Annotated in this window: 27 protein-coding genes; 20 read left to right on the top strand and 7 right to left on the bottom strand. The window is 33.7% G+C overall.

The genetic code is table 11. The annotated features are described in order from the left end of the window. Nucleotides 1–23 precede the first annotated feature (23 nt). Complete coding sequence (locus AC3QL1_RS02100) at nt 24–554, bottom strand: outer membrane beta-barrel protein (protein ID WP_492494694.1); 531 nt, start codon at nt 552–554, stop codon at nt 24–26. Nucleotides 555–867: 313 nt separating this feature from the next. Between AC3QL1_RS02100 and AC3QL1_RS02095 the strand changes: the two genes are divergently transcribed. The 7 genes from AC3QL1_RS02095 to AC3QL1_RS02065 all read left to right on the top strand — a co-directional run bounded on the left by AC3QL1_RS02095 (nt 868) and on the right by AC3QL1_RS02065 (nt 8,013). After that, nucleotides 868–3,012 (top strand): S46 family peptidase, encoded by a 2,145-nt coding sequence (locus AC3QL1_RS02095; RefSeq protein ID WP_492494692.1) that lies wholly within the window; start codon nt 868–870, stop codon nt 3,010–3,012. A 165-nt stretch (nt 3,013–3,177) separates the two neighbouring features. Next, nucleotides 3,178–3,864 carry a tetratricopeptide repeat protein gene (locus AC3QL1_RS02090; RefSeq protein ID WP_492494690.1) on the top strand — a complete coding sequence of 229 codons (687 nt, stop codon included), beginning with the start codon at nt 3,178–3,180 and terminating at the stop codon, nt 3,862–3,864. Between the two features lie 63 nt (nt 3,865–3,927). After that, a complete protein-coding gene (locus AC3QL1_RS02085) occupies nt 3,928–5,283 on the top strand; it encodes a UDP-N-acetylmuramate--L-alanine ligase (protein WP_492494688.1) in 1,356 nt (451 codons plus the stop codon). Nucleotides 5,284–5,414: 131 nt separating this feature from the next. Next, a complete protein-coding gene (locus AC3QL1_RS02080) occupies nt 5,415–5,885 on the top strand; it encodes a GNAT family N-acetyltransferase (protein ID WP_492494686.1) in 471 nt (156 codons plus the stop codon). Further along, a complete protein-coding gene (radC, locus tag AC3QL1_RS02075; RefSeq protein ID WP_492494684.1) occupies nt 5,885–6,577 on the top strand; it encodes a RadC family protein in 693 nt (230 codons plus the stop codon). The genes AC3QL1_RS02080 and radC overlap by 1 nt, the downstream gene beginning before the upstream one ends. 3 nt (nt 6,578–6,580) lie before the next feature. Continuing rightward, the gene (locus AC3QL1_RS02070) at nt 6,581–7,267 is read left to right on the top strand and encodes a YjjG family noncanonical pyrimidine nucleotidase (protein WP_492494682.1); all 687 of its coding nucleotides are present in this window, start codon (nt 6,581–6,583) and stop codon (nt 7,265–7,267) included. A gap of 2 nt (nt 7,268–7,269) precedes the next feature. Then, the gene (locus AC3QL1_RS02065; RefSeq protein ID WP_492494680.1) at nt 7,270–8,013 is read left to right on the top strand and encodes a hypothetical protein; all 744 of its coding nucleotides are present in this window, start codon (nt 7,270–7,272) and stop codon (nt 8,011–8,013) included. Between the two features lie 99 nt (nt 8,014–8,112). On the opposite strand, the gene AC3QL1_RS02060 is transcribed toward AC3QL1_RS02065, so the two are convergent. Beyond that, a complete protein-coding gene (locus tag AC3QL1_RS02060; RefSeq protein WP_492494678.1) occupies nt 8,113–9,390 on the bottom strand; it encodes a replication-associated recombination protein A in 1,278 nt (425 codons plus the stop codon). 139 nt (nt 9,391–9,529) lie between these two features. Between AC3QL1_RS02060 and AC3QL1_RS02055 the strand changes: the two genes are divergently transcribed. Together AC3QL1_RS02055 and AC3QL1_RS02050 are read left to right on the top strand one after the other, a co-directional pair. Beyond that, complete coding sequence (locus tag AC3QL1_RS02055) at nt 9,530–10,294, top strand: rhomboid family intramembrane serine protease (RefSeq protein ID WP_492494676.1); 765 nt, start codon at nt 9,530–9,532, stop codon at nt 10,292–10,294. A 69-nt stretch (nt 10,295–10,363) separates the two neighbouring features. Next, nucleotides 10,364–10,873, top strand: coding sequence for a hypothetical protein (locus AC3QL1_RS02050; RefSeq protein ID WP_492494675.1), 510 nt, complete (start codon nt 10,364–10,366; stop codon nt 10,871–10,873). Nucleotides 10,874–10,877: 4 nt separating this feature from the next. Here the strand turns inward: AC3QL1_RS02050 and AC3QL1_RS02045 are convergent, their stop codons facing one another. The 5 genes from AC3QL1_RS02045 to AC3QL1_RS02025 form a co-directional block, all read right to left on the bottom strand. After that, the gene (locus AC3QL1_RS02045; RefSeq protein ID WP_492494673.1) at nt 10,878–11,678 is read right to left on the bottom strand and encodes a DUF2490 domain-containing protein; all 801 of its coding nucleotides are present in this window, start codon (nt 11,676–11,678) and stop codon (nt 10,878–10,880) included. A gap of 52 nt (nt 11,679–11,730) precedes the next feature. After that, nucleotides 11,731–12,465, bottom strand: a complete 735-nt coding sequence (gene rlmB / locus AC3QL1_RS02040; protein ID WP_492494671.1) for a 23S rRNA (guanosine(2251)-2'-O)-methyltransferase RlmB — start codon at nt 12,463–12,465, stop codon at nt 11,731–11,733. Nucleotides 12,466–12,547: 82 nt separating this feature from the next. Continuing rightward, the gene (locus AC3QL1_RS02035) at nt 12,548–13,993 is read right to left on the bottom strand and encodes a SusD/RagB family nutrient-binding outer membrane lipoprotein (RefSeq protein WP_492494669.1); all 1,446 of its coding nucleotides are present in this window, start codon (nt 13,991–13,993) and stop codon (nt 12,548–12,550) included. Between the two features lie 11 nt (nt 13,994–14,004). After that, nucleotides 14,005–17,250, bottom strand: a complete 3,246-nt coding sequence (locus AC3QL1_RS02030; protein WP_492494668.1) for a SusC/RagA family TonB-linked outer membrane protein — start codon at nt 17,248–17,250, stop codon at nt 14,005–14,007. Between the two features lie 84 nt (nt 17,251–17,334). Continuing rightward, a complete protein-coding gene (locus AC3QL1_RS02025; RefSeq protein ID WP_492494666.1) occupies nt 17,335–19,053 on the bottom strand; it encodes a BamA/TamA family outer membrane protein in 1,719 nt (572 codons plus the stop codon). A 168-nt stretch (nt 19,054–19,221) separates the two neighbouring features. Between AC3QL1_RS02025 and rpsL the strand changes: the two genes are divergently transcribed. The 11 genes from rpsL (at nt 19,222) to rpsC (ending at nt 26,843) form a co-directional block, all read left to right on the top strand. Continuing rightward, nucleotides 19,222–19,605 (top strand): 30S ribosomal protein S12, encoded by a 384-nt coding sequence (rpsL, locus tag AC3QL1_RS02020; protein WP_007136570.1) that lies wholly within the window; start codon nt 19,222–19,224, stop codon nt 19,603–19,605. Between the two features lie 23 nt (nt 19,606–19,628). Next, on the top strand, nt 19,629–20,105 hold the full coding sequence (rpsG, locus tag AC3QL1_RS02015; RefSeq protein WP_007803600.1) for a 30S ribosomal protein S7: 477 nt from the start codon (nt 19,629–19,631) through the stop codon (nt 20,103–20,105). 10 nt (nt 20,106–20,115) lie between these two features. Beyond that, a complete protein-coding gene (fusA, locus tag AC3QL1_RS02010) occupies nt 20,116–22,272 on the top strand; it encodes an elongation factor G (RefSeq protein ID WP_056245966.1) in 2,157 nt (718 codons plus the stop codon). A gap of 11 nt (nt 22,273–22,283) precedes the next feature. Further along, complete coding sequence (gene rpsJ, locus AC3QL1_RS02005) at nt 22,284–22,589, top strand: 30S ribosomal protein S10 (RefSeq protein WP_007803605.1); 306 nt, start codon at nt 22,284–22,286, stop codon at nt 22,587–22,589. A gap of 403 nt (nt 22,590–22,992) precedes the next feature. Continuing rightward, a complete protein-coding gene (gene rplC / locus AC3QL1_RS02000; protein WP_007803612.1) occupies nt 22,993–23,610 on the top strand; it encodes a 50S ribosomal protein L3 in 618 nt (205 codons plus the stop codon). Continuing rightward, a complete protein-coding gene (gene rplD, locus AC3QL1_RS01995; RefSeq protein ID WP_065450855.1) occupies nt 23,610–24,239 on the top strand; it encodes a 50S ribosomal protein L4 in 630 nt (209 codons plus the stop codon). Before rplC ends, rplD begins: the two co-directional genes overlap by 1 nt. A gap of 7 nt (nt 24,240–24,246) precedes the next feature. Next, entirely contained in the window at nt 24,247–24,537 is a 291-nt protein-coding gene (gene rplW, locus AC3QL1_RS01990; RefSeq protein ID WP_017495018.1) for a 50S ribosomal protein L23, read from the top strand. 9 nt (nt 24,538–24,546) lie between these two features. Then, nucleotides 24,547–25,371 (top strand): 50S ribosomal protein L2, encoded by an 825-nt coding sequence (gene rplB, locus AC3QL1_RS01985; protein ID WP_007803623.1) that lies wholly within the window; start codon nt 24,547–24,549, stop codon nt 25,369–25,371. Nucleotides 25,372–25,377: 6 nt separating this feature from the next. Continuing rightward, nucleotides 25,378–25,656, top strand: a complete 279-nt coding sequence (gene rpsS, locus AC3QL1_RS01980; protein ID WP_007803626.1) for a 30S ribosomal protein S19 — start codon at nt 25,378–25,380, stop codon at nt 25,654–25,656. Between the two features lie 6 nt (nt 25,657–25,662). Further along, nucleotides 25,663–26,076 carry a 50S ribosomal protein L22 gene (gene rplV, locus AC3QL1_RS01975; RefSeq protein WP_007803631.1) on the top strand — a complete coding sequence of 138 codons (414 nt, stop codon included), beginning with the start codon at nt 25,663–25,665 and terminating at the stop codon, nt 26,074–26,076. 5 nt (nt 26,077–26,081) lie between these two features. After that, a complete protein-coding gene (gene rpsC, locus AC3QL1_RS01970; protein ID WP_007803635.1) occupies nt 26,082–26,843 on the top strand; it encodes a 30S ribosomal protein S3 in 762 nt (253 codons plus the stop codon). The last annotated feature ends 10 nt before the right edge of the window (nt 26,844–26,853 follow it).

Genomic DNA, 26,853 nt, shown 5'->3' with positions numbered 1-26,853 from the left:
GCAATCAGGTTATCTTATTAAGATTATAACCCAAAGTTTTTAGAGATCCCGATGTTAAAAGTTTTTCCAAAATCAAAACCTAAACGTTCTTCTCTTGGATCATTTTTACCATCAAGATTATCATAATTAATACCTCCTATAGAAAAGTTTAAACCAAATCCTCTTTTCATATTAATAAACAAAGCAGGAGTAAGACTTGCATACATTCCCTTTGCATTATTTAATGAAGCATTTTGGTAACCGGCTCCTAAATCTGCATAAACTGAAAATAACTCAGAAAGCGGACTGGAATAACGTAAAAATCCTCCCACTTTATATTTTTCTGATTTATCAAATCCTGAAGTTTTAAAAGTCATAACTGAACCTTCAACTCCTGCAGTCCATTTGTCAGCAAACTGATATCCTACTTTTGGTGAGAATTCAAAATTTTCTGATTTAGAATCACCTATTTTTTCAGAAGTAAATCCCACATTACCACCTAATAACATTGAACCTTTTTGTGCATTAGAAATAGTTGCTACTAATAATGCAATTGCTACTAATAATTTTCTCATTTGTGTTTGTTTTTAATATTGGAGCAAATTTATATAATTAGTTATTGTAAGAAATAATTTATATTATTTATTTTTAATTGAAGGTTTATTTTTACAATTAACTTTAGTTTTTAAAACTTTTTTCTTCTTTTAATTAAAGTTTTAGTGAAGGAATTCGTTTTTAATCTTGATATTGGCTTAAAACTTTCGCTTTCATAAATTATGAATTTCGTAAAATCATGGCAAAATACATTTCATATGTTTGGAATCTGATATATAGTTTTGGGTATTGTTACGAAAATGAGCTATATTCGCATGACTTAAACAAAATGACATGAAAAAAATAGTATTATTCTTGACCATGTGTCTGATGGCTTTTCCGGTAAGAGCCGATGAAGGAATGTGGTTTTTGATGTTTATCGAAAGATTGAACCATAGAGATATGGAAAAAATGGGCTTGCAATTAACAGCCGAGGAAATTTACAGTATCAATCACCATAGTTTAAAAGATGCGATTGTTCAATTTAACGGTGGATGTACAGCTGAAATCGTATCTAAAGACGGATTGGTTTTAACTAATCATCACTGTGGATACAATGCCATTGCAGAACTTTCTACAGCAGAACAAAACTATTTGAAAGATGGTTTTTGGGCAAAAGAAAGAACTGCAGAGATGAAACCAAAATCTTTATACGTTCGTTTCTTTGTTCGTATGGATGACGTTTCCAAAAGAATTTTGTCAAAAGTAAATGATACCATGACGGAAACGGAAAGAAACAAAATCATTCAGCAGGAAATTGCTTTAATTGAAAAAGAGAATAATGAAGGCGGAAAATATACCGTTTCTGTTCGTCCTTTCTTTCAGGGAAATGAATATTACTATTTTGTTTATCAGGATTATACAGATGTTCGTTTAGTAGGAACGCCGCCGGAAAGTGTTGGTAAATTTGGTGGGGATACCGATAACTGGGAATGGCCTCGTCAAACAGGAGATTTCTCTATGTTTAGAGTGTATGCTGATAAAGATGGAAATCCGGCAACTTATTCTAAAGAAAATGTGCCTTTGAAACCAAAACACTATTTACCTGTAAGTATAAAAGGTGTAAAAGAAAATGATTTTGCAATGATTCTCGGATATCCGGGAAGAACAAACCGATGGATGCCTGCAGGTGGAATTGAGCAAAATATAAAATATGCTTATCCTGCATGGGTTGAAGGTGCAAAAACCGGAATGGATCAAATGAAAAAGTATATGGATAAAGATGCAACTGTTCGTTTACAATATGCGTCTAAATATGCTTCGACAGCAAATTACTGGAAAAACCGTCAGGGAATGATCGACGCTTTAACAAAAGCGGGAACTGTAGATGCTAAAACGGCACAGGAAGACAAGTTTTATGAATGGGCAACGAAACCTGCAAACAGTCAAAAATACGAAAATGTAATTCCAACTATTAATGATTATTACAGAGAAACGAATTTAAAAGCGCGTCACGATAATTACTTAATGCAGCTTTTACGTACTTCAGCTTATGCTGCGGGACCGGCAAACTTAGGAAACGCATTAATTGCTTATTACAACGAAAACGATGCTAAAAAAGCAGAATTGTTGCCGAAGATTAACACTATGATCGATAACTTGTATGGTGATTTTTATGCACCGCTTGAAAAAGATCTTTTAACTGCACAATTGAATTTGTACGCTTCTAAAGCTTCTGAATATGGATTAGCTCCGCAAGTTGCTAAAATGAAATCAGAGAATAATGGTGATTTTACTGCAGATGTTGCAAAAGCTACTGAAGTAAGTTATTTTACTACTAAAGAAAAAGTATTGGCGTTTATGGCTGATCCAAAACCATTGGCGATTGTACACGATCCTTTGTATATTATTTCGAATGATTTGTTGACTAAATACCGTTCTAAAACAGATGATCAGGCAAAAGCTGATGATGGTTTTGCAACTGCTTACCGCGAATTGGTTGAAGGTTTAAGAGCTTCTAAATTAAATGCAATTCAATATCCGGATGCAAACTCAACTTTGAGACTTACTTACGGAAAAGTTCGTGCTTTGCCTGCTGACCCAAGAAACGATGCTAAAATAAACAATTATACTACTATGGAAAGTATGGTGAAAAAGTATAAAGCAGGAGATCAGGAATTTGATTTGCCAGCACGTTTATTAGAATTAAACAAAGCAAAAGATTTTGGTCAATATGCTGATAAAGCAGGTTACATGCCAGTAAACTTTTTGACTGATAATGATATTACAGGAGGAAATTCCGGGTCACCGGTTCTTAACGGAAAAGGAGAATTAATTGGAATTGCTTTTGACGGAAACATTGAAGCTATGGCCGGAGATGTTATTTTTGATCCAAAATTGCAAAGAACAATTAACGTAGATATTCGTTATGTACTTTGGATTATTGACAAATACGCCGGAGCGAAGAATATTATTGATGAAATGACAATTATTAAATAATCTGGTTTCTTATATAAATCAAACCCGAGAAGTTTTAAAGCTTCTCGGGTTTTTTTATGATTACAAAGGGTTTCGACTTCGCTCACTCTGACATAAAAATCTAGTAACCTGAGAGGTTTTTAAAACCTGTCGGGTTTTGTTGTTTTTAATTCTTATTTTTGAGATATGAAAAAGCTGCTACTTCTTTTCTTATTTGTTCCAATTGTAATTTGGTCACAAACTAATTTTGAAAAAGGAGAGAAATTATTTCAGTCAAAAAAATACGATGAGGCACAAGTTATTTTCGAGGGAATTTTAAAAACAAAACCTTCAGATATAAAAACACTTGAGTATTTAGGAGAGATTCAGGCACATCACAAAGCCTGGGAAAATGCAGCAGTTTATTTCAAAAAACTAAAAGAACTCAAACCAAATACAGCTGATTATTTTTATAAATACGGAGGTTGTCTGGCAATGCGGGCGATGGAAGTAAACAGAATTAAAGCTTTGGGAATGGTTGGCGAAATGAAAGAATCCTTTGAAAAAGCGATTTTTTTAGATCCTAAACATATTCCGGCGAGATGGGCATTAATAGAAATCTATTTGCAATTGCCGGGAATCTTTGGCGGAAGCGAATCAAAAGCGATTTCATATTCAAATCAATTAGCGCAATTATCGCCTGTAGATGGTTATTTGTCAAGAGGAAGAATAGATGTTTATTTTAAGAGATATTCAGCAGCAGAAAAAAACTTTATAAAAGCGCATGAAATTGGTAAATCAAAAATCACATTTCAAAAATTATATAATTTATATTTGAATAATCTTAAAGACGCTAAAAAAGCCAAAGAATTGAAACAAAAATTTGAAGCTTAATAACGATCAAAAATGAGTTCCAATAAAAATTGGAATTGGGAATTTTAAAAAATTGGAATTTAAATGAGAACACATTTCATCGCCATAGGCGGAAGTGCGATGCACAACTTAGCATTAGCATTACATAACAAAGGATATCAGGTTACAGGAAGTGATGATGCTATTTTTGAACCCTCTAAATCAAGATTAGAAAAAAAAGGAATACTGCCAGCTGAAATGGGTTGGTTTCCTGAGAAAATTACCGCGGATATTGATGCTATTATTCTTGGGATGCATGCAAAAGCAGATAATCCTGAATTACTAAAAGCACAGGAATTAGGATTGAAAATTTATTCGTATCCTGAATTTTTATATGAGCAGTCTAAAAATAAAACGCGTGTTGTAATTGGTGGTTCTCACGGAAAAACAACCATCACTTCGATGATTTTGCACGTGATGCATTATCATAACATCGAAGTTGATTATATGGTTGGAGCACAATTGGAAGGTTTCGACACGATGGTTCATCTTACCGAAGAAAATGATTTTGTGGTTTTGGAAGGGGATGAATATTTATCTTCTCCAATTGACAGACGTCCAAAATTTCATTTGTACCAACCGAACATTGCTTTGATTTCTGGGATTGCGTGGGATCATATCAATGTTTTTCCAACGTATGAAAACTATGTAGAACAGTTTGAAATCTTTATTGGAAAAATTACAAATGGGGGAATTTTAGTTTATAACGAAAATGATCCTGAAGTAAAAAGAGTTGCTGAGGCTGCTGTAAATCCAATCCGCAAATTAGCTTATAGCACTCCTGAATATGCTGTTAGTGACGGTGTAACATTACTGAAAACTCCGGAAGGGGATATGCCAATTGAAGTTTTTGGTGCGCATAATTTAAACAATCTCGCGGGAGCAAAATGGATTTGTCAGAATATGGGTGTTGATGAAGCTGATTTTTATGAAGCAATAGCAAGTTTTAAAGGAGCTTCAAAACGATTAGAAAAAATTGCGGAAGGAAAAGGAAAAGTGGCGTATAAAGATTTTGCGCATTCGCCAAGTAAAGTGGCCGCAACTACAAAAGCGGTAAAAGAACAATATCCAAACAGAACTTTGGTTGCTTGTCTCGAGTTGCACACTTACAGCAGTTTGAATGCTGAATTCCTGAAAGAATATGAAGGCGCTCTTGAATATGCTGATGTTGCAGTAGTTTTTTATTCTCCTGATGCTGTGAAAATTAAACAATTAGAAGAAGTAACTTACGAACAAATTGCTACTTCTTTCAATAGAAAAGATTTAATAATTTACACAAATCCTTTAGAGTTTAAAGAATATTTATTCAATTTAAATCTTGAAAATTCTGCTTTGTTATTGATGAGTTCCGGTAATTATGGAGGACTTAACTTTGACGAAGTAAAAAGATTAATTGAATAACTGGAATAATTTAATTTAAAAAGAGAAATCAATGCAAATGGAAAAGCTACGGTTTCTCTTTTTTTATTTTATTGAATTTTATTGAATGATTTTTCTTATTTTTTATATATTAGCCTTTTAAGATTTTATAAATGAATCCAACTATACAAGTTGTCAAAACGACCAGCGAAAATCCTGATTTTTTATTTTTAATTGAAACATTCGATACTTTTTTATGGGAGCGTTATCCTGAATTGAAGAAAGAATATTGGGGCAATAATTTAATTGAATTTAATGCGAATGTTTATATAGTTTATCTCGAAGATGAACCTGTTGCTTGTGGCTGTTTTAAAAAGTACAATGCCAATACTGTCGAATTAAAACGCATGTTCGTTTCGCCAAAAGCGAGAGGTTTAGGCTTGGCACAATTAGTTATTAGCGAATTAGAAACAGAAGCAAAAAATCAAGGTTTTGAAATTATGATTTTAGAAACTTTGTATAAACAAATTGAAGCGATTGGTTTATATCAAAAAGTGGGTTTTAAAATTGTAGATAACTATGAGCCGTATGTGGGCTTATCGAATAGCATTTGCATGAGCAAATTTATTAATTCAGTACAATAATGTCTATAACTTATACGCCAATCTCAAATTGGTCTGAAGAAGATCGTCCTCGTGAAAAATTAAGCTCTAAAGGAAAAGAGGCTTTGAGTAACGCTGAATTAATTGCTATTTTGATTGGTTCAGGAAGCAGAAATGAATCGGCAGTTGATCTGAGCAGGCGTATTTTGGGAAGTGTTGGAAACAATCTGAATTCCTTGTCAAAATTGACCATTGGTGAGCTCATGAACTTTAGAGGAATAGGTGAGGCCAAGGCGATTACAATTATTGCTGCTTTAGAATTAGGCCGTCGCAGAAGGATTGAAAAAACTGTAGAGTTGGTGAAAATCACCTCCAGCAAAATGGTTTTCGATATCATGCAGCCTGTTATTGGTGAATTACCACACGAAGAATTTTGGGTGCTTTTTCTGAATAATTCTAATAAGGTAATTTCTAAATCGAAATTGAGTACAGGTGGTATTACAAGCACAACTGTCGATGTGCGTCTTGTTTTTAAAATGGCACTTCAAAATTCTGCTACAGCCTTGATTTTGTGTCACAATCATCCATCTGGTAAATTGAATCCTAGTGAAGCTGATAAAGAAATTACAAAGAAAGTAAAATTAGCAGGAGATAATTTAGATGTTAAAGTTTTAGATCATTTGATTATTGGTGAAACAAATTATTATAGTTTTGTAGATGAAGGAATTTTTTAAATTATGAATACGCATATAACCGACATTTTTTTTGATTTAGATCATACACTTTGGGATTTTGATAAAAACTCTGAACTCGCCTTTGATCGTATTTTTAAGGAAAGATTTCCAAGTGTAAAGATTACGGATTTTATTGAAAAATATATGCCTATAAATCAGGCTTGCTGGAAATTGTATCAGCATGATAAAATTACACATCAGGAACTTCGTTACAATAGATTAAAGTTTTCGTTTGATGCCTTAAATATTGAGATTTCAGATGAAGATATTGATCAGATTGCAAACGATTATATCGAAACTCTTACAGATAATAATCATTTATTTGATGGTGCGATCGAGCTTTTGGAATATTTAAAACCAAAATACAGATTGCATATTATTACTAATGGTTTTGCAAATGTTCAGGATAAAAAAATAAATAATGCTTTGTTAAGCGGTTATTTTACTTCAATTACAAATTCTGAATTGGCAGGTGTTAAAAAGCCAAATAGTATTATCTTTGATTATGCGGTTAATGTGGCTCAGGCAGCAAAAGAAAATTGTATAATGATTGGAGATTGTCTTGATGCTGACGTTAATGGTGCCTTAAATGCCGGATTAGATGCGATTTTTTTTAATGATAAAAAAATAGAAGCTCCTCAAAATATTAAACAGATAAATCACTTATTAGAACTAAAAAAATATTTATAACCATGAAAGTTAAATTTTTATTGTTTGCCCTTTTAATTTCAGTTGCCGGACTGGCTCAGTCAATTAATGATTATAAAGCCGTTATTGTGCCTTTGAAATATGATTTTACTAAAACAGAAAATCAATACAGATTGTCGACCATGACAAAATCTAATTTGCTAAAAGCCGGTTTTCCTGCTTATTATACCAGTGAAGAAGTTCCGGCAGAATATGGTGATCGTTGCCAGCTTTTATATATTGATGTAAAAAAAGATAGCGGATTTTTAGTGACTAAACTATATTTAGAATTTAAAGATTGCTACGGAAAAGTAATTTATACTTCGGAAATTGGAAAAAGCAAAGAAAAAGATTATGAAGTGGCTTACAAGGAAAGTCTTGACCTGGCTTTTGTGTCTGTAAATAAATTACATTATAAATACAGCGGCAAAGCAATTGCAAGTTCTTCTACTGTAAAACAAAATGTTAGTACTTCGGTTCCTGTTCAAACAGTCGCTGTCGCTACAACACCACTCGCAGATACTACTGATCCAAATTTACTTTATGCACAGCCAACAGAAAACGGATATCAATTAATTGATAAAACACCAAAAGTGGTAATGAAATTGCTAAAAACATCCAGACCAGATTCTTTCATTGCAATCAAAGATGGGGTGCAAGGAACTTTAAATGCAAAAGACAATCAATGGTATTTTGAATATTATCAAAACGACAAATTGGTTTCTGAAAAAGTTTCAGTTAAATTCTAAAATATAAAATATAAAATATAAAATATAAAATATAAAATATAAAATATAAAATATAAAATATAAAATATAAAATATAAAATATAAAATATAAAATAAGGTTTAATAACCATATTTATCTTTCCAGCGGTTCTTTAAAAATTCGCGGTTGCTGTTCTCTCTCGAATTGCTTCCCGGATTGTAAAGAACCGTTTCTTTTATAGCATCTGGCAGAAATTCCTGTTCGGCAAAATTATTAGCGTAATCATGCGAGTATTTATAATCTTCACCATAACCTAATTCTTTCATTAGCTTAGTTGGTGCATTACGCAAATGAATTGGAACGGGTAAATCTCCGGTTTGTTTCACCAATTGCTGAGCATTTCCAATTGCCATATAAGAAGCATTACTTTTTGGAGAAGTAGCTAAATAAATGGCGCATTGACTTAATATAATTCGGCTTTCAGGATATCCAATTGTCGAAACAGCCTGAAAAGTATTATTTGCCATTATAAAAGCAGTTGGATTGGCGTTTCCAATATCTTCACTTGATAAAATAAGCATTCTTCTGGCAATAAACTTTACGTCTTCACCGCCTTCAATCATTCTGGCTAACCAGTAAACGGCTCCATTTGGATCGCTGCCTCGAATAGATTTTATAAATGCAGAAACAATGTCATAATGCTGTTCTCCGGTTTTGTCATATAAAACAGTATTTTGCTGTACTAATTCTAAAACCCGGTCATTTGTAATAATAATTTCATCGCTGGCAGATGCATTTACCACCAGTTCAAAAATATTCAATAATTTACGTCCATCACCGCCGGAAAGTCGCAACAGAGCTTCCGTTTCTTTCAAAATAATATTTTTAGAAACCAATTCTACATCTGTTTTCATGGCACGATGTAATAAAGCTTCCAGATCTTGTTTTGTGAAAGCATTTAGTATATAAACCTGACAACGGGATAATAATGCGGGAATGACTTCAAAACTTGGGTTTTCTGTGGTAGCACCAATAAGGGTGATCCATCCTTTTTCGACTGCTGCCAAAAGAGAGTCTTGTTGGGATTTGCTAAATCTATGAATCTCATCAATAAACAAAATTGGATTTTTAGCAGTAAATAATCCACCGCTTTGCTTTGCTTTTTCGATAACATCACGAATATCTTTCACACCTGAATTTATGGCGCTCAAAATATAAAACGGACGTTTTGACTCTTGTGCAATAATTTGCGCCAGAGTAGTTTTTCCTGTTCCCGGTGGTCCCCAAAATATTAAGGACGGAATAATTCCTTTCGAGATTTGTTGCGTCAATGATCCGTTTGGTCCAACCAAATGACCTTGACTAATATAGTCTTCCAGTTTTTGTGGGCGAATACGCTCGGCTAAAGGTGCTTCCATTTTGTAAAATTACTATTTTTCATTTTAAATCTCTACTTTTAAAAAGTTACAAATCATAACAAAGACTAGCTGACAAATTATCAGTTAATTGTATTTGGATAGTTTTTTGATATTATTTAAGAAAACCAATTGATGATATATGAAAGATATTCATTTTAAATTCTCTACCGCAGTTATTGGATTACCTGTTCTGTTTGTGCTTTTTTTATGGATTATTTATTGGATTCAGATTCGGTTTGACTTTGATTTCTATCAATATGGTATTTATCCTCGTGATGTTTTGGGTTTAAGAGGTATATTATTTAGTCCTTTTATACACGAAAATTTAGGCCACTTATATAATAACTCAATTCCGCTTTTTGTATTACTTGCTGCTTTGCAATTTTTTTATCCCAAACAGTCTTTTGCGGTAATTGTATATGGAATTTTGTTTTCGGGTTTAATTACCTGGATTATTGGTCGATCAAATTATCATATTGGCGCCAGTGGATTGATTTATGTTTTGGTGACTTTTATATTTTTTAAAGGAATACAAACTAAATATTACAGATTAGTGGCGTTATCTTTTTCGGTAGTATTACTTTATGGCGGAATGATTTGGTATGTTTTTCCGGATGTTGATGCGTCTATTTCATGGGAAGGACATTTAGCTGGTTTTATTACCGGATATGCATTAACGTTATTCTACAAAACTCCTGAATATGCAAAACCTATTGTTTATGATTGGCAAAAACCTGATTTTAATCCGCAAGATGATGACTTTATGAAGCATTTTGATGAAAATGGAAATTTTGTTAATACTGAAAAAGCAGAAGATGAATCTGAAATGATTTCTACTTATTTTAATTCAGATGTTTTGGTAAATTATACTGTAACTAAATCAGAATCAGGAGATAAATTGTAAGTCTGATTATTTGGTTAAGATAAATGATTATTTTTGTTAGAAGTAATTTTAAATTTCATTTACTAAATTATGAAAAAGATAAATTTTGCAATTGTATGTTTAGTCGTTCTCATCAGTACAAAAATGATTGCGCAATGCGAAGTTAAAAATAGGGTATTGGCAGATGGAACAATGGTGTATTATTTTGAGCCTGCAGTGTTTTATTTTACGAAATCAAAATCTTTAAAAATTAATATAGTAACTGATAAAGAACATTATTTTATCGCATTACAGCCAACACCATTTCCACCTAAAAAAGAAGGAAAAAAAATTAAGGAAGATCTAATTATTCATTTGGCCGATCAAAAACAATATAAAGTAACCCATTATGACACGCAATACAGACAAAATGATTCTGTAATGCAGGTTCTTTATTTGATTGATGATAAGGATATTGAAGCTTTTTCTAAACTTGAAGCGATTATTGCAGAAATCAATATGGAGGGGACTGAATTTGTGCGTAGCTATAATTTTAAATTGCATAAAGATGCCATTATAGAACAATTGAATTGTTTTTTGAAAAAGGAAGAAGACAAATAATTATTTAATCTTCGTTAGTGTTTGCTTCATTTTTGTGAAGTAATTTTTTGCTTAGAGCAGGAAGAAGATTATTGAAGGTGAGCGTGAGTGATGCAGCGTTTATAATTTGACTTTCACTGTCTCTCGGCAAATATTCATTAGCATACGCTAATTCTATTTGTATATCATCAGTAAATAAATATCCGGCGCCTATAATGAATCGATTACGGTCAAAGAAACTTAAACCTGTTACTTTGGTTCCGGATTTAAAATATAGTTCATCAGATGCAATGCCATAAATAACTCCTTTTCGAAGAATTTTGCTATTAATGGGTTGAATGTATTTTATTTGTTGACGATATCTAAGAACATTTTCATATTCATTATCACTATTTCTCATATGCCGAAGTTCCATTCTCATTCTGGTACTTAGGGTATATCCTGTTTTATGAAAATAGTATATTCCTTGTAAAGCAAATCTCCATTCAGGTGATTTAAATTGACCAATTTCCGGTACATCTTTATTGTCAAAATAGGCTATAAAAGAAGAAATCTTCCAGCGAGGAGACAAGTAGTAATGTCCCCATACTCTGAAAGATCTTTGAATATTGTTTTCAAAAATATTTGATGATGTTTCTGTACTGCTGTACGAACTGCCTAAATTTAATTCTGTAGACCATTTATCATTTATTGTCCTGTTGAATTGTATTTCGTTCCAGGACTGACCAAAAGTTTTTGTTTGAGAATAACTAATGGACGTAAAAAAGAGTGTCGCAAGTATGCAGCAAAGTTTTTTTGATATGTTCTGAACAGATTTGCAAGACATCAATTAAATAAGTTTAAATATATTTATTTTGCCATCTTATCTCTTGATATGCTTAACTTCTTTGGCGTACAGTTTCATATAAAAACGCACCACATGCCACCGAAACATTTAGAGATCCAATTGTGCCAAACATTGGAAGTTTAGCTTTTTCATCAACAATTTTTAACACTGAAGGATTTATACCTCTGTCTTCAGATCCCATAATAATTGCTAATGGCTCATTTAAAGATAGGTCATATATATTCTCCTCAGTTTTTTCAGTAGCTGCTATAGTCTTAATACCAGATCCTTGTAAATAAAAAATAGCATCTTTAATATGTTCAACTTTACAAATAGGAACATTAAAAACCGCACCTGCAGATGTTTTAACTGTATCACCATTTACCGGAGCAGAACCCGCTTTTTGAACAATAATTCCGTTTACACCTGTACATTCAGCAGTACGTATTATGGCGCCAAAATTTCTCGCATCAGAGATTTGGTCTAATATTAAAAATAATGGTTTTTTTCCAGATTCAATAGTTGATTCAACAAGATGTTCTAAATCAATAAATCCAATAGGAGAGATTGTTGCAACAGCACCTTGGTGATTATTTGGAGTTAGTCGATTTAGTTTTTCTACAGGAACATATGAAAAATTGATGTTAGCGCGTTTCATCACTTTCATTAAATCTTTCATTAATTCTCCAGAAATTTCTTTTTGGATGAATACTTTGTCTACTTCTTTTCCTGCCTGAATCGCTTCTATAATGGCTCTGATTCCAAATATTTGATGTTCTTTTTCCATGACGCAAATATAGGTATAATGTTTATATAAAAAAAAACCACTCTGAATGAACAGAGTGGTTTGATGTATATTTGAGAATAAATTAGAATTTATCCCAGAATAATTTTGTTGTCAATAAATCTCCACCGATAGCATCCGAAGCTGCTTTCCAGTTTGAGTTATTAGCTTGTTGTTCAAGAACAGGATAAGCCATTCTAACGGGAACTTTACCGCCAGCATTAGTGATAGCTGTAGGAGGAGCTAATAAAACAGGGAAGTCTAATCTTCTCCAGAAATTCCAAGAAGTTAAACCTTGATTAAACATAGCTACCCAAGCTTGCTCTCCAATTGATTTTTTCCAATTAGCCGCATCGTAAGGGTTAGCTGCAAGGTAAGTTGTAGCTTCCGCTGTTGTACCACCCCATTCTACGATAGAAGCAGTAACAGCTGTATCATATGATGCTGCTGCAGCTCCTGTATTCCAACGAGCATTGGCTTCAGCAATATAGAAAGCAACTTCTGTGTAATTTAAAATTATACCTGGAGTTGTAGGTGTATAAGCAAATGAACCGATATTAGAAAAAGCTCCAAATTCACCACCTTGACCAATAACCTGACCACTGTATCCACCACCTTCGACTTCATCAAAATAGTGACCAATTCTAGGGTCATTAGTTGTATTCATATAATCTACTAACGTCTTACCTGCAAAAAAATCATCTCTACCACTAGCCGCTAGATTTTCATACAAAGGGTTGTAATTCGGAGATGCAGCGACATATTGAAATTGACCATTGTCGGCAGGAGATGTCATTACTCCAGCTGCAATAGCTGCAGTTGCAGTTGTTTCTGCTAAAGTTGGATTAGAATCCGCAATTCCAATTGCAAGTTTTAATTTTAAAGAGTTAGCGAATTTAGTCCATTTTGCAATATTGCCGCTGTAATACTTATCTCCTTCAGAAAAACTTGGAAAACCAGTTCCACTAACATCAAGAGCGGCTATATCCGCATTAATTCTAGCAATTAAATCTTGATAAATTGTAGCTCCATCATCGTATTTTGGTAATGGAAAAGCTGTAAGATTCGCAGCCTGAGTATAAGGAACATTTCCAAAAGTGTCTACTAACATCTGGTAAGTGTAAACTTGTAGAATGTCAATTATTGCTAATTGATTTTTTTTATTAACAGGCCAACCTGCTAACTCACTTGCACTTGGTTGGTAAGCATTAATTATATCTTTGGCTTTGCCTAAGTTGTTTAAAACATTTACATAATTGTCAGTAAAAATGCTATTAGAAACATTTCTATTTGTAAAGTCATAATTACTTTCGTTCACATAGGTTGTTTCTTGCCAATATTGCATCGTCAGTCTAAAGTTGTTTTCGTTTACACTTGGTGTATTTACGTAATCACTTAGTTCTTTTTCTGCATAATTAATTAACGATCCCGGTACAGTGGTGTATGCGCTGTTCGGATCTGTATTTATATCCTCATTAACACAAGCAGTCATAGACAGACCTATTGTTAATATTGCTATTATTTTTTTCATTTTCATTTTTTTTAAAAATTAACTTTGACATTAAAAGAAATATTTCTTGTTGTCGGCATAGGTCCAGATTGGTATCCTTGTGTATTACCTGAAGATAATCCAGCTTCTGGATCAGCATATGGTAAATTTTTATCAATGATCCACAAATTATTACCTATTAAGCTAAATGAAGCTCCTTTTATAGATTTTCCTAATATACTTTCAGGAAGATTATATGTAAATACAACTTCTCTTAATTTTACAAATCCTGCATCGTAAACAAAAGCAGCAGCAGGTGGATCTGTACCTAATACTTGGCTAGATTGTGATCTGTCTAATCTTGTTGTGTTAGTTACATATTGAGGTTGTCCATTACCTGGAGTATAAGCAGGGTTTGCCATAACACCTTGTAAAAGTTCACCACCACCATTTGCTAATGTATTTCTTATAGGATTTCCTAAGTCGTTGTTCCCAACTGAATTAGCATAGATACCTGTTCCGTATCCATAATATTGATCAAGAGAGAAAACACTTCCTCCTTTTTTCACGTCAATTAAGAAGCTGAAAGAAAGATTTTTGTAAGTAAATTTATTGTTAATACCACCTGTCCAATCAGCTTGGTATGTCCCAAGTTTGTTGTCAGTAGTAGTAGAAACGACATATGCACCATTATCACCGATAATTCTGTTTCCAGCGTCGTCTAACACATAAGTAGTACCCCAAATTTGCCCATAATCCTGATTAAGAGGAGCATTGATACTGATTCCGCCTTGAAGTGAGTTAATGTTAATATTTTCAATACCTGGAGCTAATTCTGTAACTTTTGTGTTAGGATTAGACCAGTTTACATTTACATCCCAAGCAAAGTTTGCTGTTTTAAAAGGTGTAAGGTTTAAGGTAACCTCGAATCCTTTTGTTGTTAATGTACCTGCATTAACAGTGTTGAATGCTGATCCAGTAGCTGTTGATACAGGTAATGGTAAAATTTGATCGTAAGCTTTGTTTTGGAACCAAGCTACGTCAAATCCAATTCGGTTGTTTGCAAATTGCATGTTTAAACCTAATTCGACATTGTCTAATTGTTGTGGTTTTAAATTAGCATTTTTTGCAGTTGTGTTGTATGAATACACTGGAGATCCGAAAGGAGTTCTAGCTGTATAAGTGTTTTCTAATTGATTAGGATCTGTATCAGAACCCACCTGAGCATAAGCTGCTCTGAATTTACCAAAATTGATAAATTCAACATCTTTTAACCAATTTGAAAAAACAACACTTCCTGAAACTGCAGAGTACCAGTATGCATTATTATCAGCAGGTAAAGCAGATGATTGATCTCTTCTAACGGAACCTTCAACATAGTAAGTTCCTTTATATCCTAATGTAGCTTGTCCAAATAAACCAAGTACTTCTTTTCTTGTATCTATAATTCTAGGTAAGGCCGGTGCGGATACAGAGTTTGAGATAGTATACAATCCAGGAATATATAACCCTCCAGATGTGCTTTGTTGATTAATGAATCTGCTTTGTACGTTATAGTTGGTACCAACAACAACGTTAAGGTTAAGTTCTTCGGCTAAGTCTTTTTTGTAAGTTGCCAAGAAATCATAGTTTTGTTCACTAAAATCATAAAGATCTAGGGCATAACCAGATGGCTGAGCAGGTAAATTTGCAAGATTTGAGTTTGATCCAAGAGTTGCTGGTACTGAACCTTGAGCTATTCTGTCTTCAGTTTTCATGGTAAATCCGTCAGTTCCCATTCTACCAGTAAAACTAAGTTCTTTAGATACATCATATGTTATACTTGCATTAGCAGCAAATCTTCTTCTGCTATCAGTATTGTAATTTTGATATCTTTGGAAATAAGGGTTATCCCAATACTGAGGAGCTATCTTTGTAGCACTTGCCATGTTCCATGAATAGTTTTGGTTGCTCATGTTATAGTAAGCTTCCTGATCTTTAAGGTCAACATTAGTTGCCCACCATTGTCTAAAGCCTGCAATTTGATTTCCTCCGTAACCAGTTGAATTTCTGTTACGTGTATTTTGCGCAACATAAGTTGCGTTAAATGTAGAGCTTAATTTATCGCTAAATTTGTAAGTAGCTGAAGCATTAAAGTTATTCTTGCTTAATAAAGAATTTGGTAAAATGTCAGTACTATTTGTGTTTGCGTATGTTAATCTGTAAGTTGCTTTGTCAGTACCACCGCTTAATGCAATATTGTTTACTGTTGATACTCCAGTGTCAAAAAACTCAATTGGTCCATTTTTTGCAGCTACCCATGGAGTAGCTTTACCATAATTGGCAGAACCTGGTATAAATGCATCATATTGATAAACTAAAGAACCATCAAATTTTGGCCCGTAAGATGCATCATGTCCAGTTATTGATCTTGGTTGTCCATTATAAGAAGAAAAGGTTTGTCCTAGATATCCTTGACCATATTCACTTTGATATTCAGGAAAAGTTTTTTTGTCTACAGTAGACATAGTGTAAGAAGATGAAAATTCTACGGCCATGTCATTTCTAGCTTTTCCTTTTTTAGTAGTAATGATGATCGCACCATTTTGTGCTCTTGATCCGTAAAGAGCTGTTGCAGCAGCACCTTTTAGTACGTTGATCTCTGCAATGTTATTTGGGTTGATGTCAGATGCAGCATTTCCGTAATCGAATCCACCTCTACCACTCTTTTGATCAGCACTGTTTACGTTGTTGTTCAAAATTGGCACACCATCCACAACAAATAAAGCCTGATTGTCTCCCAAAAGTGATTTAAAACCTCTAAGAACTACGTTTGTTGATCCACCAAAGTTAGTACCATTAGTAACATTAAGACCAGCAACTTTTCCAGATAAGTTATTTACAAAGTTTCCTGTAGGAACTGTTGAAACTTGTTCTGCTGATACTGATTGAGCAGAGTAACCAAGAGATTTTTTCTCTCTTTTAATACCTAAAGCAGTTGTTACTACAACTCCTTCAAGTTCTTGTGCGTCACCTGCTAATTTGACATTAACTGTTGATGAACTTGCTGCTACTTCCTGAGTTTTCATCCCAATGTAGCTAAATACCAAAACTTGGCTTGTTGAGGCTTTGATAGAGAATTTACCATCAAAATCAGTTTGTGTTCCGGATTTTGTTCCTTTCACTAATACACTCACACCTGGCAAAGGCATACCTGCATTATCAGTAACAATTCCTGAAACAGCTCTTTCTTGCGCAAAAGTTAGTTGCGCCACTAGTACTAATAAAAGCACTAAGAATCCATTGAACTTTAGTTTCATTTTTAAATATTTTGAATTAGTATCGCAAAACTCTTAATAATTTGTTAACTTTCCTAATAAATAAAAATCTTTTTTTGTTAAACATTAAAATTTAACATTATAACATATGTTTATGATAGTGTTATATAATTGCAGTTCATTTGTTTTTTCTGCTCCATTTGTAAGAGTAATTTTCAATAAACCATTTGCAGTTTGTATTCCGGTTCCTGCTCCGATTCCTATTAATTTTTTTATTTTATTTTGATCTGTATTGCTCGTTAAGTCTTGATATAAGCCATAATCGAGAATTGAATTGATATATAAGTTTTTTGAGACAAGATATCTGTATTCTGTAAGAATTAGCGAATCAAAATTAGCTTGAAGATTATTTTCTAAAAATCCTCTAATAGAGTTCATTCCGCCAAATCGATATAATTCATTTGAAATATAATTTTTACTGTTAAGATAAAAATTTTGTGAATTTAAGTTAATATAATTCCTTTCGTTCAGCTCAAAGTTGTATGATAAGTTAACATTTAAGTAAAACTGCTTACTTGATTCTGCTGTTTCTGGACTATTATTCGTGTCTCTTTTTCCATAACCAAAAATGAGATTTATAATTGTCTTTTGTGTAAACAGATTGTTTGTTGCATTAAGTTTTTTATAATCATAAGATGTTGTAATATATGAATTTTTATAATCGCTAATTAGAGTATTATTTGTGTTTTGAATATCGCTGGATTCTGTAGATTGATATCCGAGATAAATTCTTGAATTGTATTTTATAAAATAGCCAAGATCAATAGCTGTTTTTGTATTTTGAAAAGTGCTGTCTTGTTTAAAAATGTTTAACTGAGCTTTAATGCCTAGCGCTGAATTAAAAATATAAGGTATTTCTAATTTTGTATTGAAAGTTTTTTGCTGATTGCCGTCGCTTTTCCAGTACAGTGAAAATTCTTCTCCCGAGTGAAGTATGTTTTGAAGTGATATGTCGATGTACCCATTTAGATTTAGTTTTTTGTTTTCGTCATTTGAAAAACCAATATAGCCATCAAATGTATTTGCTTTTCTTTTTTGAATATAGGCATATATTTTTGTGGAATCTTTAGTGAATAGTATTTCGGGATATTTTGTTTGGCTAATAAATTGAAAATTATTTATTTCATTATAAAGTTCTTTTACAATTTCCTGATTAAAAGTTCTGCTTATGTATTTTTTGTTTAGTTGTTTTAGGTGCCCTTTTGGGAATATATCTTTGTTATCGTCTTTAGGGTAATTTAGAATAATGGAATTTAAGTCCCTTTTTTTTTCGGATTTAAAATTTAAGTCGGCATAAATTATTAAATTCTTTCTTCGAATATTTTTCAAATTGACTTTAGTTAAGGCATAACCGGCTTTTTCAGCTTCATTTATTTTTTGATTCAGATAATTTTCAGCCTCTTCGTAAGGTATAATTATAGAGTCATTTGTTGTTTTCTGAAAATCAGAAAATGGATTATTTGTACCTATATATATATGTATCTTTTTTATCTTGTTTTTTAGTGTAATTATAGAAGCGTAAGAGCTGTCATTTATTTTTTTTGTTTCTAATATTTTATTATCTAAATAACCTTTTTTTGAAAGCTTTTCTGAAGTGTTTTTTATTTCGTTAAACAACGATTTTAAATTAGGGTGTGTTATAGAATAATTTAGAGAATCGATAATTTTATTTTCAGTTTTGTCTATTCCATTTATTTGTAAATTAAAATCTTGGGCATAACTTGAAATGCTTATAAAGTAAAATATATAGATTAGGATTAACTGTTTCAAGAGCAATTGTTTCATTTATTAAAAGTATTGCAAATATCTATTGTTTGTTTTAAAAAACATAAGCTTAAATAATGTTATTGAAAATTAATAGATTAACGTTTGTATAGTGAAAAATATTTTATACATTTGCAACCCCGTAAAAAGCGGGAATTTAATATACATAATAAATTTTTAGTATTAATTATGCCAACAATTCAACAATTAGTAAGAACAGGAAGAACTCAGATAACTAAGAAGAGTAAATCGGTTGCTTTAGATTCTTGTCCTCAAAGAAGAGGGGTTTGTACGCGTGTTTACACTACTACACCAAAAAAACCAAACTCTGCAATGCGTAAAGTAGCGCGTGTACGTTTGACAAATGGTAATGAGGTGAATGCTTACATCCCTGGAGAAGGACACAATTTACAAGAGCACTCGATAGTATTAGTTAGAGGCGGAAGGGTAAAAGATTTACCAGGTGTTAGATATCATATCGTTCGTGGAGCGCTTGACACGTCAGGAGTTGCAGGAAGAACGCAAAGAAGATCTAAGTACGGTGCTAAACGCCCAAAAGAAGCAAAAAAGTAATTTAAAACTTTTAAGAAAAAGACATGAGAAAAAGAGCGGCAAAGAAAAGACCACTTTTACCAGATCCGAGGTTTAACGACCAATTGGTAACGCGTTTTGTGAACAACTTAATGTGGGACGGTAAGAAATCTACAGCTTTCAAAGTATTTTATGATGCAATTGACATCATCGAATCTAAAAAGCAAGATTCAGAAAAATCTTCATTAGAAATTTGGAAAGATGCTTTAACAAACGTTATGCCTCACGTAGAAGTACGTAGTCGTAGAGTAGGTGGAGCTACATTTCAAATTCCAATGCAAATTAGACCAGACAGAAAAATTTCTATGGCAATGAAGTGGTTAATACTTTATTCTAGAAGAAGAAATGAAAAATCTATGGCACAACGTTTAGCGTCAGAATGTTTAGCTGCTGCTAAAGAAGAAGGTGCTGCGGTTAAGAAAAGAATGGATACTCACAAGATGGCAGAAGCTAATAAAGCTTTCTCTCACTTTAGATTTTAATTCGTAAGAAATGGCTAGAGATTTAAAATATACAAGAAATATCGGAATTGCTGCTCACATTGATGCTGGTAAAACAACAACAACTGAGCGTATCCTTTTTTATACTGGAAAGTCACACAAAATTGGTGAAGTACACGATGGTGCTGCAACAATGGACTGGATGGCTCAAGAGCAAGAAAGAGGTATTACAATTACTTCAGCTGCAACAACTTGTGAGTGGAATTTTCCAACTGAGCAAGGTAAGCTTTTACCTGAGTCTTTGCCATACCACTTTAATATTATTGATACTCCTGGGCACGTTGACTTTACTGTAGAGGTAAACCGTTCTTTACGTGTACTTGATGGATTGGTTTTCTTGTTTAGTGCTGTTGATGGTGTTGAGCCTCAATCAGAAACTAACTGGAGACTTGCTGATCAGTATAGAGTTCCGCGTATGGGATTCGTGAATAAAATGGACCGTCAAGGATCTAACTTTTTGGCAGTTTGTCAACAAGTTCGTGATATGTTGAAGTCAAATGCTGTTGCGATCACTTTGCCAATTGGTGAAGAAAATGATTTCAAAGGTGTTGTGGATTTGGTAAAAAATCAAGCTATCATTTGGCATGATGCAACTCAAGGGGCAACTTTTGATATTGTTGAAATTCCTGCTGATATGGTTGCAGAGGTTAAAGAATACAGATCTATTCTTATTGAAGCGGTTGCTGATTACGATGAAAATCTTTTAGAAAAATTCATGGAAGACGAAAACTCTATTACAGAGGAAGAAATCAACAATGCTTTAAGAGCTGCTACTATGGATATGGCTATCATCCCGATGATCGCTGGTTCTTCTTTCAAAAACAAAGGAGTTCAGTTCATGTTAGATGCAGTTTGTAAATATTTGCCTTCTCCAATGGATAAAGAAGGTATCGAAGGAATTCATCCTGATGATGCTGAATTATTAGAAGAAGATCAAACTAAAATCTTGCGTAAGCCAGATGTAAAAGAGCCATTCGCTGCTTTGGCATTTAAAATTGCTACTGACCCATTCGTAGGTCGTTTAGCTTTCTTCCGTGCTTACTCTGGTCGTTTAGATGCTGGTTCTTATGTTTTGAACACTCGTTCAGGAAATAAAGAAAGAATTTCTCGTATCTACCAAATGCACGCTAACAAACAAAATCCAATCGAATTTATTGAGGCTGGAGATATTGGAGCTGCCGTTGGATTTAAAGATATCAAAACTGGAGATACATTGTGTGATGAAAAACACCCAATTATTCTTGAGTCAATGAAATTCCCTGCACCGGTAATTGGTATTGCAATTGAGCCTAAAACAAAAGCTGACGTTGATAAAATGGGTATGGCTTTAGCTAAATTAGCTGAAGAAGATCCAACATTTACTGTTAGAACAGATGAGGCTTCAGGGCAGACTATTATCTCAGGTATGGGTGAGCTTCACTTGGATATCTTGGTAGATCGTATGAAACGTGAATTTAAAGTTGAAGTTAACCAAGGTGAGCCTCAAGTTGAATATAAAGAAGCGTTTACAAGAACTGCAACTCATAGAGAAACTTACAAAAAACAATCAGGAGGTCGTGGTAAATTCGGTGATATCGTATTTACACTTGAGCCAGCTGACGAAGTTGATGGTAAAGTTCCTGTAGGATTGCAATTTATTAATGCAGTAAAAGGTGGTAACGTTCCTAAAGAATATATCCCATCTGTAGAAAAAGGTTTCCGTGAAGCTATGAAAACTGGTCCTTTGGCTGGTTATCAAGTGGATAGTTTGAAAGTAACTTTGACAGACGGATCTTTCCACCCTGTCGATTCTGATGCTCTTTCTTTTGAATTAGCTGCAAGAATGGGTTATAGAGAAGTAGCTAAAGCTGCTGGAGCAATTATTCTTGAGCCAATCATGAAAATGGAAGTTATTACTCCTGAAGAAAACATGGGAGATATCGTAGGTGATATCAACCGTCGTAGAGGTCAGGTTAATGACATGGGTGACAGAAACGGTGCTAAAACTATTAAAGCTGATGTGCCTTTGTCAGAAATGTTTGGATATGTAACAACATTAAGAACATTGTCTTCTGGTAGAGCTACTTCAACAATGGAGTTTTCTCACTATGCAGAAACACCTTCTAATATTTCAGAAGCTGTAATTAAAAAAGCAAAAGGTAACGCTTAATTCTTAAGAAAATGAGTCAAAAAATTAGAATAAAACTAAAATCTTACGATCACATGTTGGTAGATAAGTCTGCTGAAAAGATCGTAAAAACAGTAAAAACTACTGGAGCAGTTGTAACAGGTCCAATTCCTTTACCAACTCACAAAAAACTTTTCACTGTACTACGTTCTCCGCACGTTAACAAAAAAGCGAGAGAGCAATTTGAAGTAATGTCATACAAGAGATTGATTGATATTTATTCATCTTCATCTAAAACTATTGATGCTTTAATGAAACTTGAATTGCCAAGTGGGGTTGAAGTTGAAATAAAAGTATAATTTTTATTATATTTTATATATAAAAAGCGAGACAGAAATGTCTCGCTTTTTTTGTTGTTGTTAGATTTTTGTTCGTGCAATTATTAAAGTATTTTGTTCTGATAGATTATTGCTGTTTTGGTTGAGAAGTCTTTTGTTTAGGCTGTTGAGGATGTTTTTTCTTTGCTTGATTAAGTAATTGTTAAGGATGATGATGGTATAAGTTACAAAGGTAAAACTTGATTTTTTTAATAAATAAAATAATGTTGGTGTTAGGTTTGATCCTTGGATTTTGATAATGAGCGATTTAATTTTTGTAACTGTTTGGTATATTCGATTTTAATGTATACTTTTGCACTCCCTGTTTGGAAATTTCTGTTATTTTCAAATTGAAGGGAATTTTAGTAATTAATAATTAATATTTATGTCTGGGTTAATTGGTAAAAAAATCGGCATGACTAGCATTTTTGATGAAAACGGGAAAAACATTCCTTGTACAGTAATCGAAGCTGGGCCGTGTGTTGTTACCCAAGTCAGAACCAAAGGTGTTGACGGGTACGAAGCGTTGCAACTTGGTTTCGATGACAAAAACGAGAAACATTCCACTAAAGCGGCTTTAGGTCACTTTAAAAAAGCTGGAACTGTTGCTAAGAAAAAAGTCGTTGAATTTCAAGATTTTGCAACTGAACAAAAATTAGGGGATCTTATTGATGTTTCTATTTTTGCTGAAGGAGAATTTGTAGATGTACAAGGTGTATCTAAAGGTAAAGGTTTTCAAGGGGTTGTTAAACGTCACGGATTTGGTGGTGTTGGACAAGCAACTCACGGTCAACACAACCGTTTAAGAGCGCCAGGTTCTGTGGGAGCTTCTTCATATCCATCTAGAGTATTCAAAGGAATGCGTATGGCTGGAAGAATGGGAGGAGACAATGTAAAAGTTCAAAACCTTAGAGTTTTAAAAGTAGTTGCTGAAAAGAATCTACTTGTTATTAAAGGATGTGTTCCTGGACATAAAAACTCTTATGTAATCATTCAGAAGTAATGGAAGTAAAAGTATTAGATTTCAACGGAAAAGATACTGGAAGAAAAGTTCAACTTTCTGATTCAGTATTCGCAATTGAACCAAACAATCACGCTGTATACCTTGATGTTAAGCAATATCTTGCTAATCAAAGACAAGGTACTCACAAAGCTAAAGAAAGAGCTGAAGTGACAGGAAGTACACGTAAGATTAAAAAACAAAAAGGAACAGGTACTGCTCGTGCGGGAAGTATTAAAAATCCATTGTTTAAGGGTGGTGGAACAATTTTCGGACCAAGACCAAGAAGTTATTCATTCAAATTGAATAAAAGCTTAAAAAGATTGGCAAGAAAATCAGCTTTCTCAATCAAAGCAAAAGAGTCGAATATCATCGTTCTTGAAGACTTTAATTTTGAAGCGCCAAACACTAAAAATTTCATTAACGTTTTGAAAGCTTTAGGGTTAGAAAATAAAAAATCTCTATTTGTGTTGGGAGAGTCGAATAAAAATGTATATTTGTCCTCACGCAATTTAAAGGCTTCTAATGTCGTAACTAGCTCAGAATTAAGCACTTACGCTATTTTAAACACTAATAATTTAGTGCTTTTAGAAGGTTCTTTGGAGTTAATCGAAGAAAATTTAAGCAAATAATAGGAGTATGAGTATCATAATTAGACCTATAGTAACAGAGAAAGTAACCAAAGAAAGTGAAGTTTTAAACCGCTTCGGATTCGTTGTTGACAAAAAAGCAAACAAAGTTCAGATTAAGAAAGCTGTTGAAGCTGCTTATGGAGTGACTATAGTTTCAGTTAACACGATGAACGTAAGACCGGATAGAACTACAAAATACACTAAAAGTGGTTTGATCAGTGGAAAGACAAATGCAATTAAGAAAGCGATTGTTCAAGTACAAGAAGGAGAAACAATTGATTTTTACAACAATATCTAAGATAGAAAAATGTCAGTAAGAAAATTAAAACCTATTACCCCAGGTCAGCGATTTAGAGTTGTGAATGGTTATGACGCCATTACAACTGATAAGCCGGAACGCTCTTTGATAGCGCCGATAAAAAACTCTGGAGGTAGAAATAGTCAAGGAAAGATGACCATGCGTTATACGGGTGGTGGTCACAAGCAGAGATATCGTATCATTGATTTCAAAAGAACTAAAGACGGAATTCCGGCTACTGTGAAATCAATTGAATATGATCCAAATCGTACTGCATTTATCGCTTTATTAGCTTACGCTGATGGAGAGAAAACATACGTTATTGCTCAAAACGGATTGAAAGTTGGTCAGAAATTAGTTTCTGGTCCAGAATCTCAACCTGAAATTGGTAATACATTGCCTTTAAGCAGAATTCCTTTAGGAACTGTAATTTCTTGTATTGAGTTACGTCCAGGTCAAGGAGCGGTAATCGCTCGTTCAGCTGGTACATTTGCTCAATTAATGGCAAGAGATGGAAAATATGCTACAATTAAAATGCCATCTGGTGAAACAAGATTGATCTTGTTAACTTGTTCGGCTACAATTGGAGCTGTTTCTAATTCAGACCACCAATTAGTTGTATCAGGAAAAGCTGGTAGAACAAGATGGTTAGGAAGAAGACCTAGAACAAGACCTGTTGCAATGAACCCTGTTGATCACCCAATGGGTGGTGGAGAAGGACGTTCTTCTGGTGGACATCCACGTTCAAGAAATGGAATACCAGCAAAAGGTTATAGAACTCGTTCTAAGAAAAACCCGAGTAACAAGTATATCGTAGAACGTAGAAAGAAATAATAAGATATGGCACGTTCATTAAAAAAAGGACCTTTCGTTCATTATAAGTTAGACAAGAAAGTTCAGGAAAACATAGAAAATGGTAATAAAGGAGTAGTAAAGACTTGGTCTAGAGCTTCTATGATTACTCCGGACTTTGTTGGACAAACAATCGCAGTTCATAACGGTCGTCAATTTGTACCAGTTTACGTAACAGAAAACATGGTAGGTCACAAATTAGGAGAGTTTTCACCAACTAGATCTTTTAGAGGTCATGCTGGAGCAAAAAATAAAGGTAAAAAATAAGAAGCAATGGGAGTTCGTAAAAGAGAAACAGCAGATGCGAGAAAAGAGGCTAATAAGTCTATTGCTTTCGCAAAATTGAATAACTGCCCTACTTCACCTAGAAAAATGCGCTTAGTAGCGGACTTGGTAAGAGGTCAGAAGGTAGAAAGAGCACTTAACATCTTAAGATTCAGTTCTAAAGAGGCTTCAAGAAAATTAGAGAAACTATTATTATCTGCAATCAACAACTGGGAGCAAAAAAATAGTGAAGGTAATTTAGAAGAAGCTGGATTATTTGTTAAAGAGATCAGAGTAGATGGTGGAATGATGTTGAAAAGACTTCGTCCAGCTCCACAAGGTCGTGCACACAGAATAAGAAAACGTTCTAACCACGTAACAATCGTGCTTGGAGCTATCAATAACACACAAAGCAATTCTTAAGCAGCATGGGACAAAAGACAAATCCAATTGGAAATAGACTTGGTATCATCAGAGGGTGGGACTCAAACTGGTATGGTGGAAATGATTACGGTGATAAACTTGCCGAAGATCACAAAATCAGAAAGTATATCCACGCTCGTTTATCAAAAGCTAGTGTATCAAAAGTAATCATCGAGAGAACTTTGAAACTTGTAACCGTTACTATCACTACTGCTAGACCTGGTATCATTATCGGAAAAGGCGGACAAGAGGTAGACAAGTTAAAAGAAGAACTTAAGAAAGTTACTGACAAAGAGGTTCAAATCAACATCTTTGAAATCAAAAGACCTGAATTAGATGCTTATCTTGTGGCGACAAGCATCGCTCGTCAAATCGAAAGCCGTATTTCTTACAGACGTGCAATCAAAATGGCTATTGCTGCTTCTATGCGTATGAACGCTGAAGGTATCAAAGTTTTGATTTCTGGTCGTTTGAATGGTGCTGAGATGGCACGTTCAGAAGGTTTCAAAGAAGGTAGAATTCCTCTATCAACTTTCAGAGCTGATATTGATTATGCTTTGGCTGAAGCTCACACTACTTATGGTAGAATGGGTATCAAAGTATGGATCATGAAAGGTGAAGTTTATGGAAAGAGAGATCTTTCTCCACTTGCAGGAATGGATAAAAAACAATCTGGTACTGGTGGTGGTAAAGGTGGTGATTCTCCAAGAGGAGACAGAAAGCCCTTTAATAAAGGTGGAAAACCAGACGCTCGTAAAAGAAAGTAAATTTTTAAAC

The sequence above is a fragment of the Flavobacterium sp. GW823-FHT04A11 genome, from assembly GCF_058796535.1.
This window is presented reverse-complemented; position numbering and strand designations above follow the sequence as displayed.

Excerpts from the sequence above, each read along its gene's own strand:
- AC3QL1_RS02050 (WP_492494675.1), top strand. The coding sequence starts at position 10,364 with ATGAAAAAGATAAATTTTGCAATTGTATGTTTAGTCGTTCTCATCAGT.
- rplC (WP_007803612.1), top strand. The coding sequence starts at position 22,993 with ATGTCTGGGTTAATTGGTAAAAAAATCGGCATGACTAGCATTTTTGAT.
- AC3QL1_RS02025 (WP_492494666.1), bottom strand. The coding sequence starts at position 19,053 with ATGAAACAATTGCTCTTGAAACAGTTAATCCTAATCTATATATTTTAC.
- rlmB (WP_492494671.1), bottom strand. The coding sequence starts at position 12,465 with ATGGAAAAAGAACATCAAATATTTGGAATCAGAGCCATTATAGAAGCG.
- rpsC (WP_007803635.1), top strand. The coding sequence starts at position 26,082 with ATGGGACAAAAGACAAATCCAATTGGAAATAGACTTGGTATCATCAGA.
- radC (WP_492494684.1), top strand. The coding sequence starts at position 5,885 with ATGTCTATAACTTATACGCCAATCTCAAATTGGTCTGAAGAAGATCGT.
- AC3QL1_RS02095 (WP_492494692.1), top strand. The coding sequence starts at position 868 with ATGAAAAAAATAGTATTATTCTTGACCATGTGTCTGATGGCTTTTCCG.
- AC3QL1_RS02085 (WP_492494688.1), top strand. The coding sequence starts at position 3,928 with ATGAGAACACATTTCATCGCCATAGGCGGAAGTGCGATGCACAACTTA.
- rplB (WP_007803623.1), top strand. The coding sequence starts at position 24,547 with ATGTCAGTAAGAAAATTAAAACCTATTACCCCAGGTCAGCGATTTAGA.
- rpsG (WP_007803600.1), top strand. The coding sequence starts at position 19,629 with ATGAGAAAAAGAGCGGCAAAGAAAAGACCACTTTTACCAGATCCGAGG.
- AC3QL1_RS02035 (WP_492494669.1), bottom strand. The coding sequence starts at position 13,993 with ATGAAAAAAATAATAGCAATATTAACAATAGGTCTGTCTATGACTGCT.
- rpsS (WP_007803626.1), top strand. The coding sequence starts at position 25,378 with ATGGCACGTTCATTAAAAAAAGGACCTTTCGTTCATTATAAGTTAGAC.
- rplD (WP_065450855.1), top strand. The coding sequence starts at position 23,610 with ATGGAAGTAAAAGTATTAGATTTCAACGGAAAAGATACTGGAAGAAAA.
- rpsL (WP_007136570.1), top strand. The coding sequence starts at position 19,222 with ATGCCAACAATTCAACAATTAGTAAGAACAGGAAGAACTCAGATAACT.
- AC3QL1_RS02030 (WP_492494668.1), bottom strand. The coding sequence starts at position 17,250 with ATGAAACTAAAGTTCAATGGATTCTTAGTGCTTTTATTAGTACTAGTG.
- AC3QL1_RS02060 (WP_492494678.1), bottom strand. The coding sequence starts at position 9,390 with ATGGAAGCACCTTTAGCCGAGCGTATTCGCCCACAAAAACTGGAAGAC.
- AC3QL1_RS02070 (WP_492494682.1), top strand. The coding sequence starts at position 6,581 with ATGAATACGCATATAACCGACATTTTTTTTGATTTAGATCATACACTT.
- AC3QL1_RS02065 (WP_492494680.1), top strand. The coding sequence starts at position 7,270 with ATGAAAGTTAAATTTTTATTGTTTGCCCTTTTAATTTCAGTTGCCGGA.
- rplV (WP_007803631.1), top strand. The coding sequence starts at position 25,663 with ATGGGAGTTCGTAAAAGAGAAACAGCAGATGCGAGAAAAGAGGCTAAT.
- rpsJ (WP_007803605.1), top strand. The coding sequence starts at position 22,284 with ATGAGTCAAAAAATTAGAATAAAACTAAAATCTTACGATCACATGTTG.
- AC3QL1_RS02080 (WP_492494686.1), top strand. The coding sequence starts at position 5,415 with ATGAATCCAACTATACAAGTTGTCAAAACGACCAGCGAAAATCCTGAT.
- fusA (WP_056245966.1), top strand. The coding sequence starts at position 20,116 with ATGGCTAGAGATTTAAAATATACAAGAAATATCGGAATTGCTGCTCAC.
- AC3QL1_RS02090 (WP_492494690.1), top strand. The coding sequence starts at position 3,178 with ATGAAAAAGCTGCTACTTCTTTTCTTATTTGTTCCAATTGTAATTTGG.
- AC3QL1_RS02055 (WP_492494676.1), top strand. The coding sequence starts at position 9,530 with ATGAAAGATATTCATTTTAAATTCTCTACCGCAGTTATTGGATTACCT.
- rplW (WP_017495018.1), top strand. The coding sequence starts at position 24,247 with ATGAGTATCATAATTAGACCTATAGTAACAGAGAAAGTAACCAAAGAA.
- AC3QL1_RS02100 (WP_492494694.1), bottom strand. The coding sequence starts at position 554 with ATGAGAAAATTATTAGTAGCAATTGCATTATTAGTAGCAACTATTTCT.
- AC3QL1_RS02045 (WP_492494673.1), bottom strand. The coding sequence starts at position 11,678 with ATGTCTTGCAAATCTGTTCAGAACATATCAAAAAAACTTTGCTGCATA.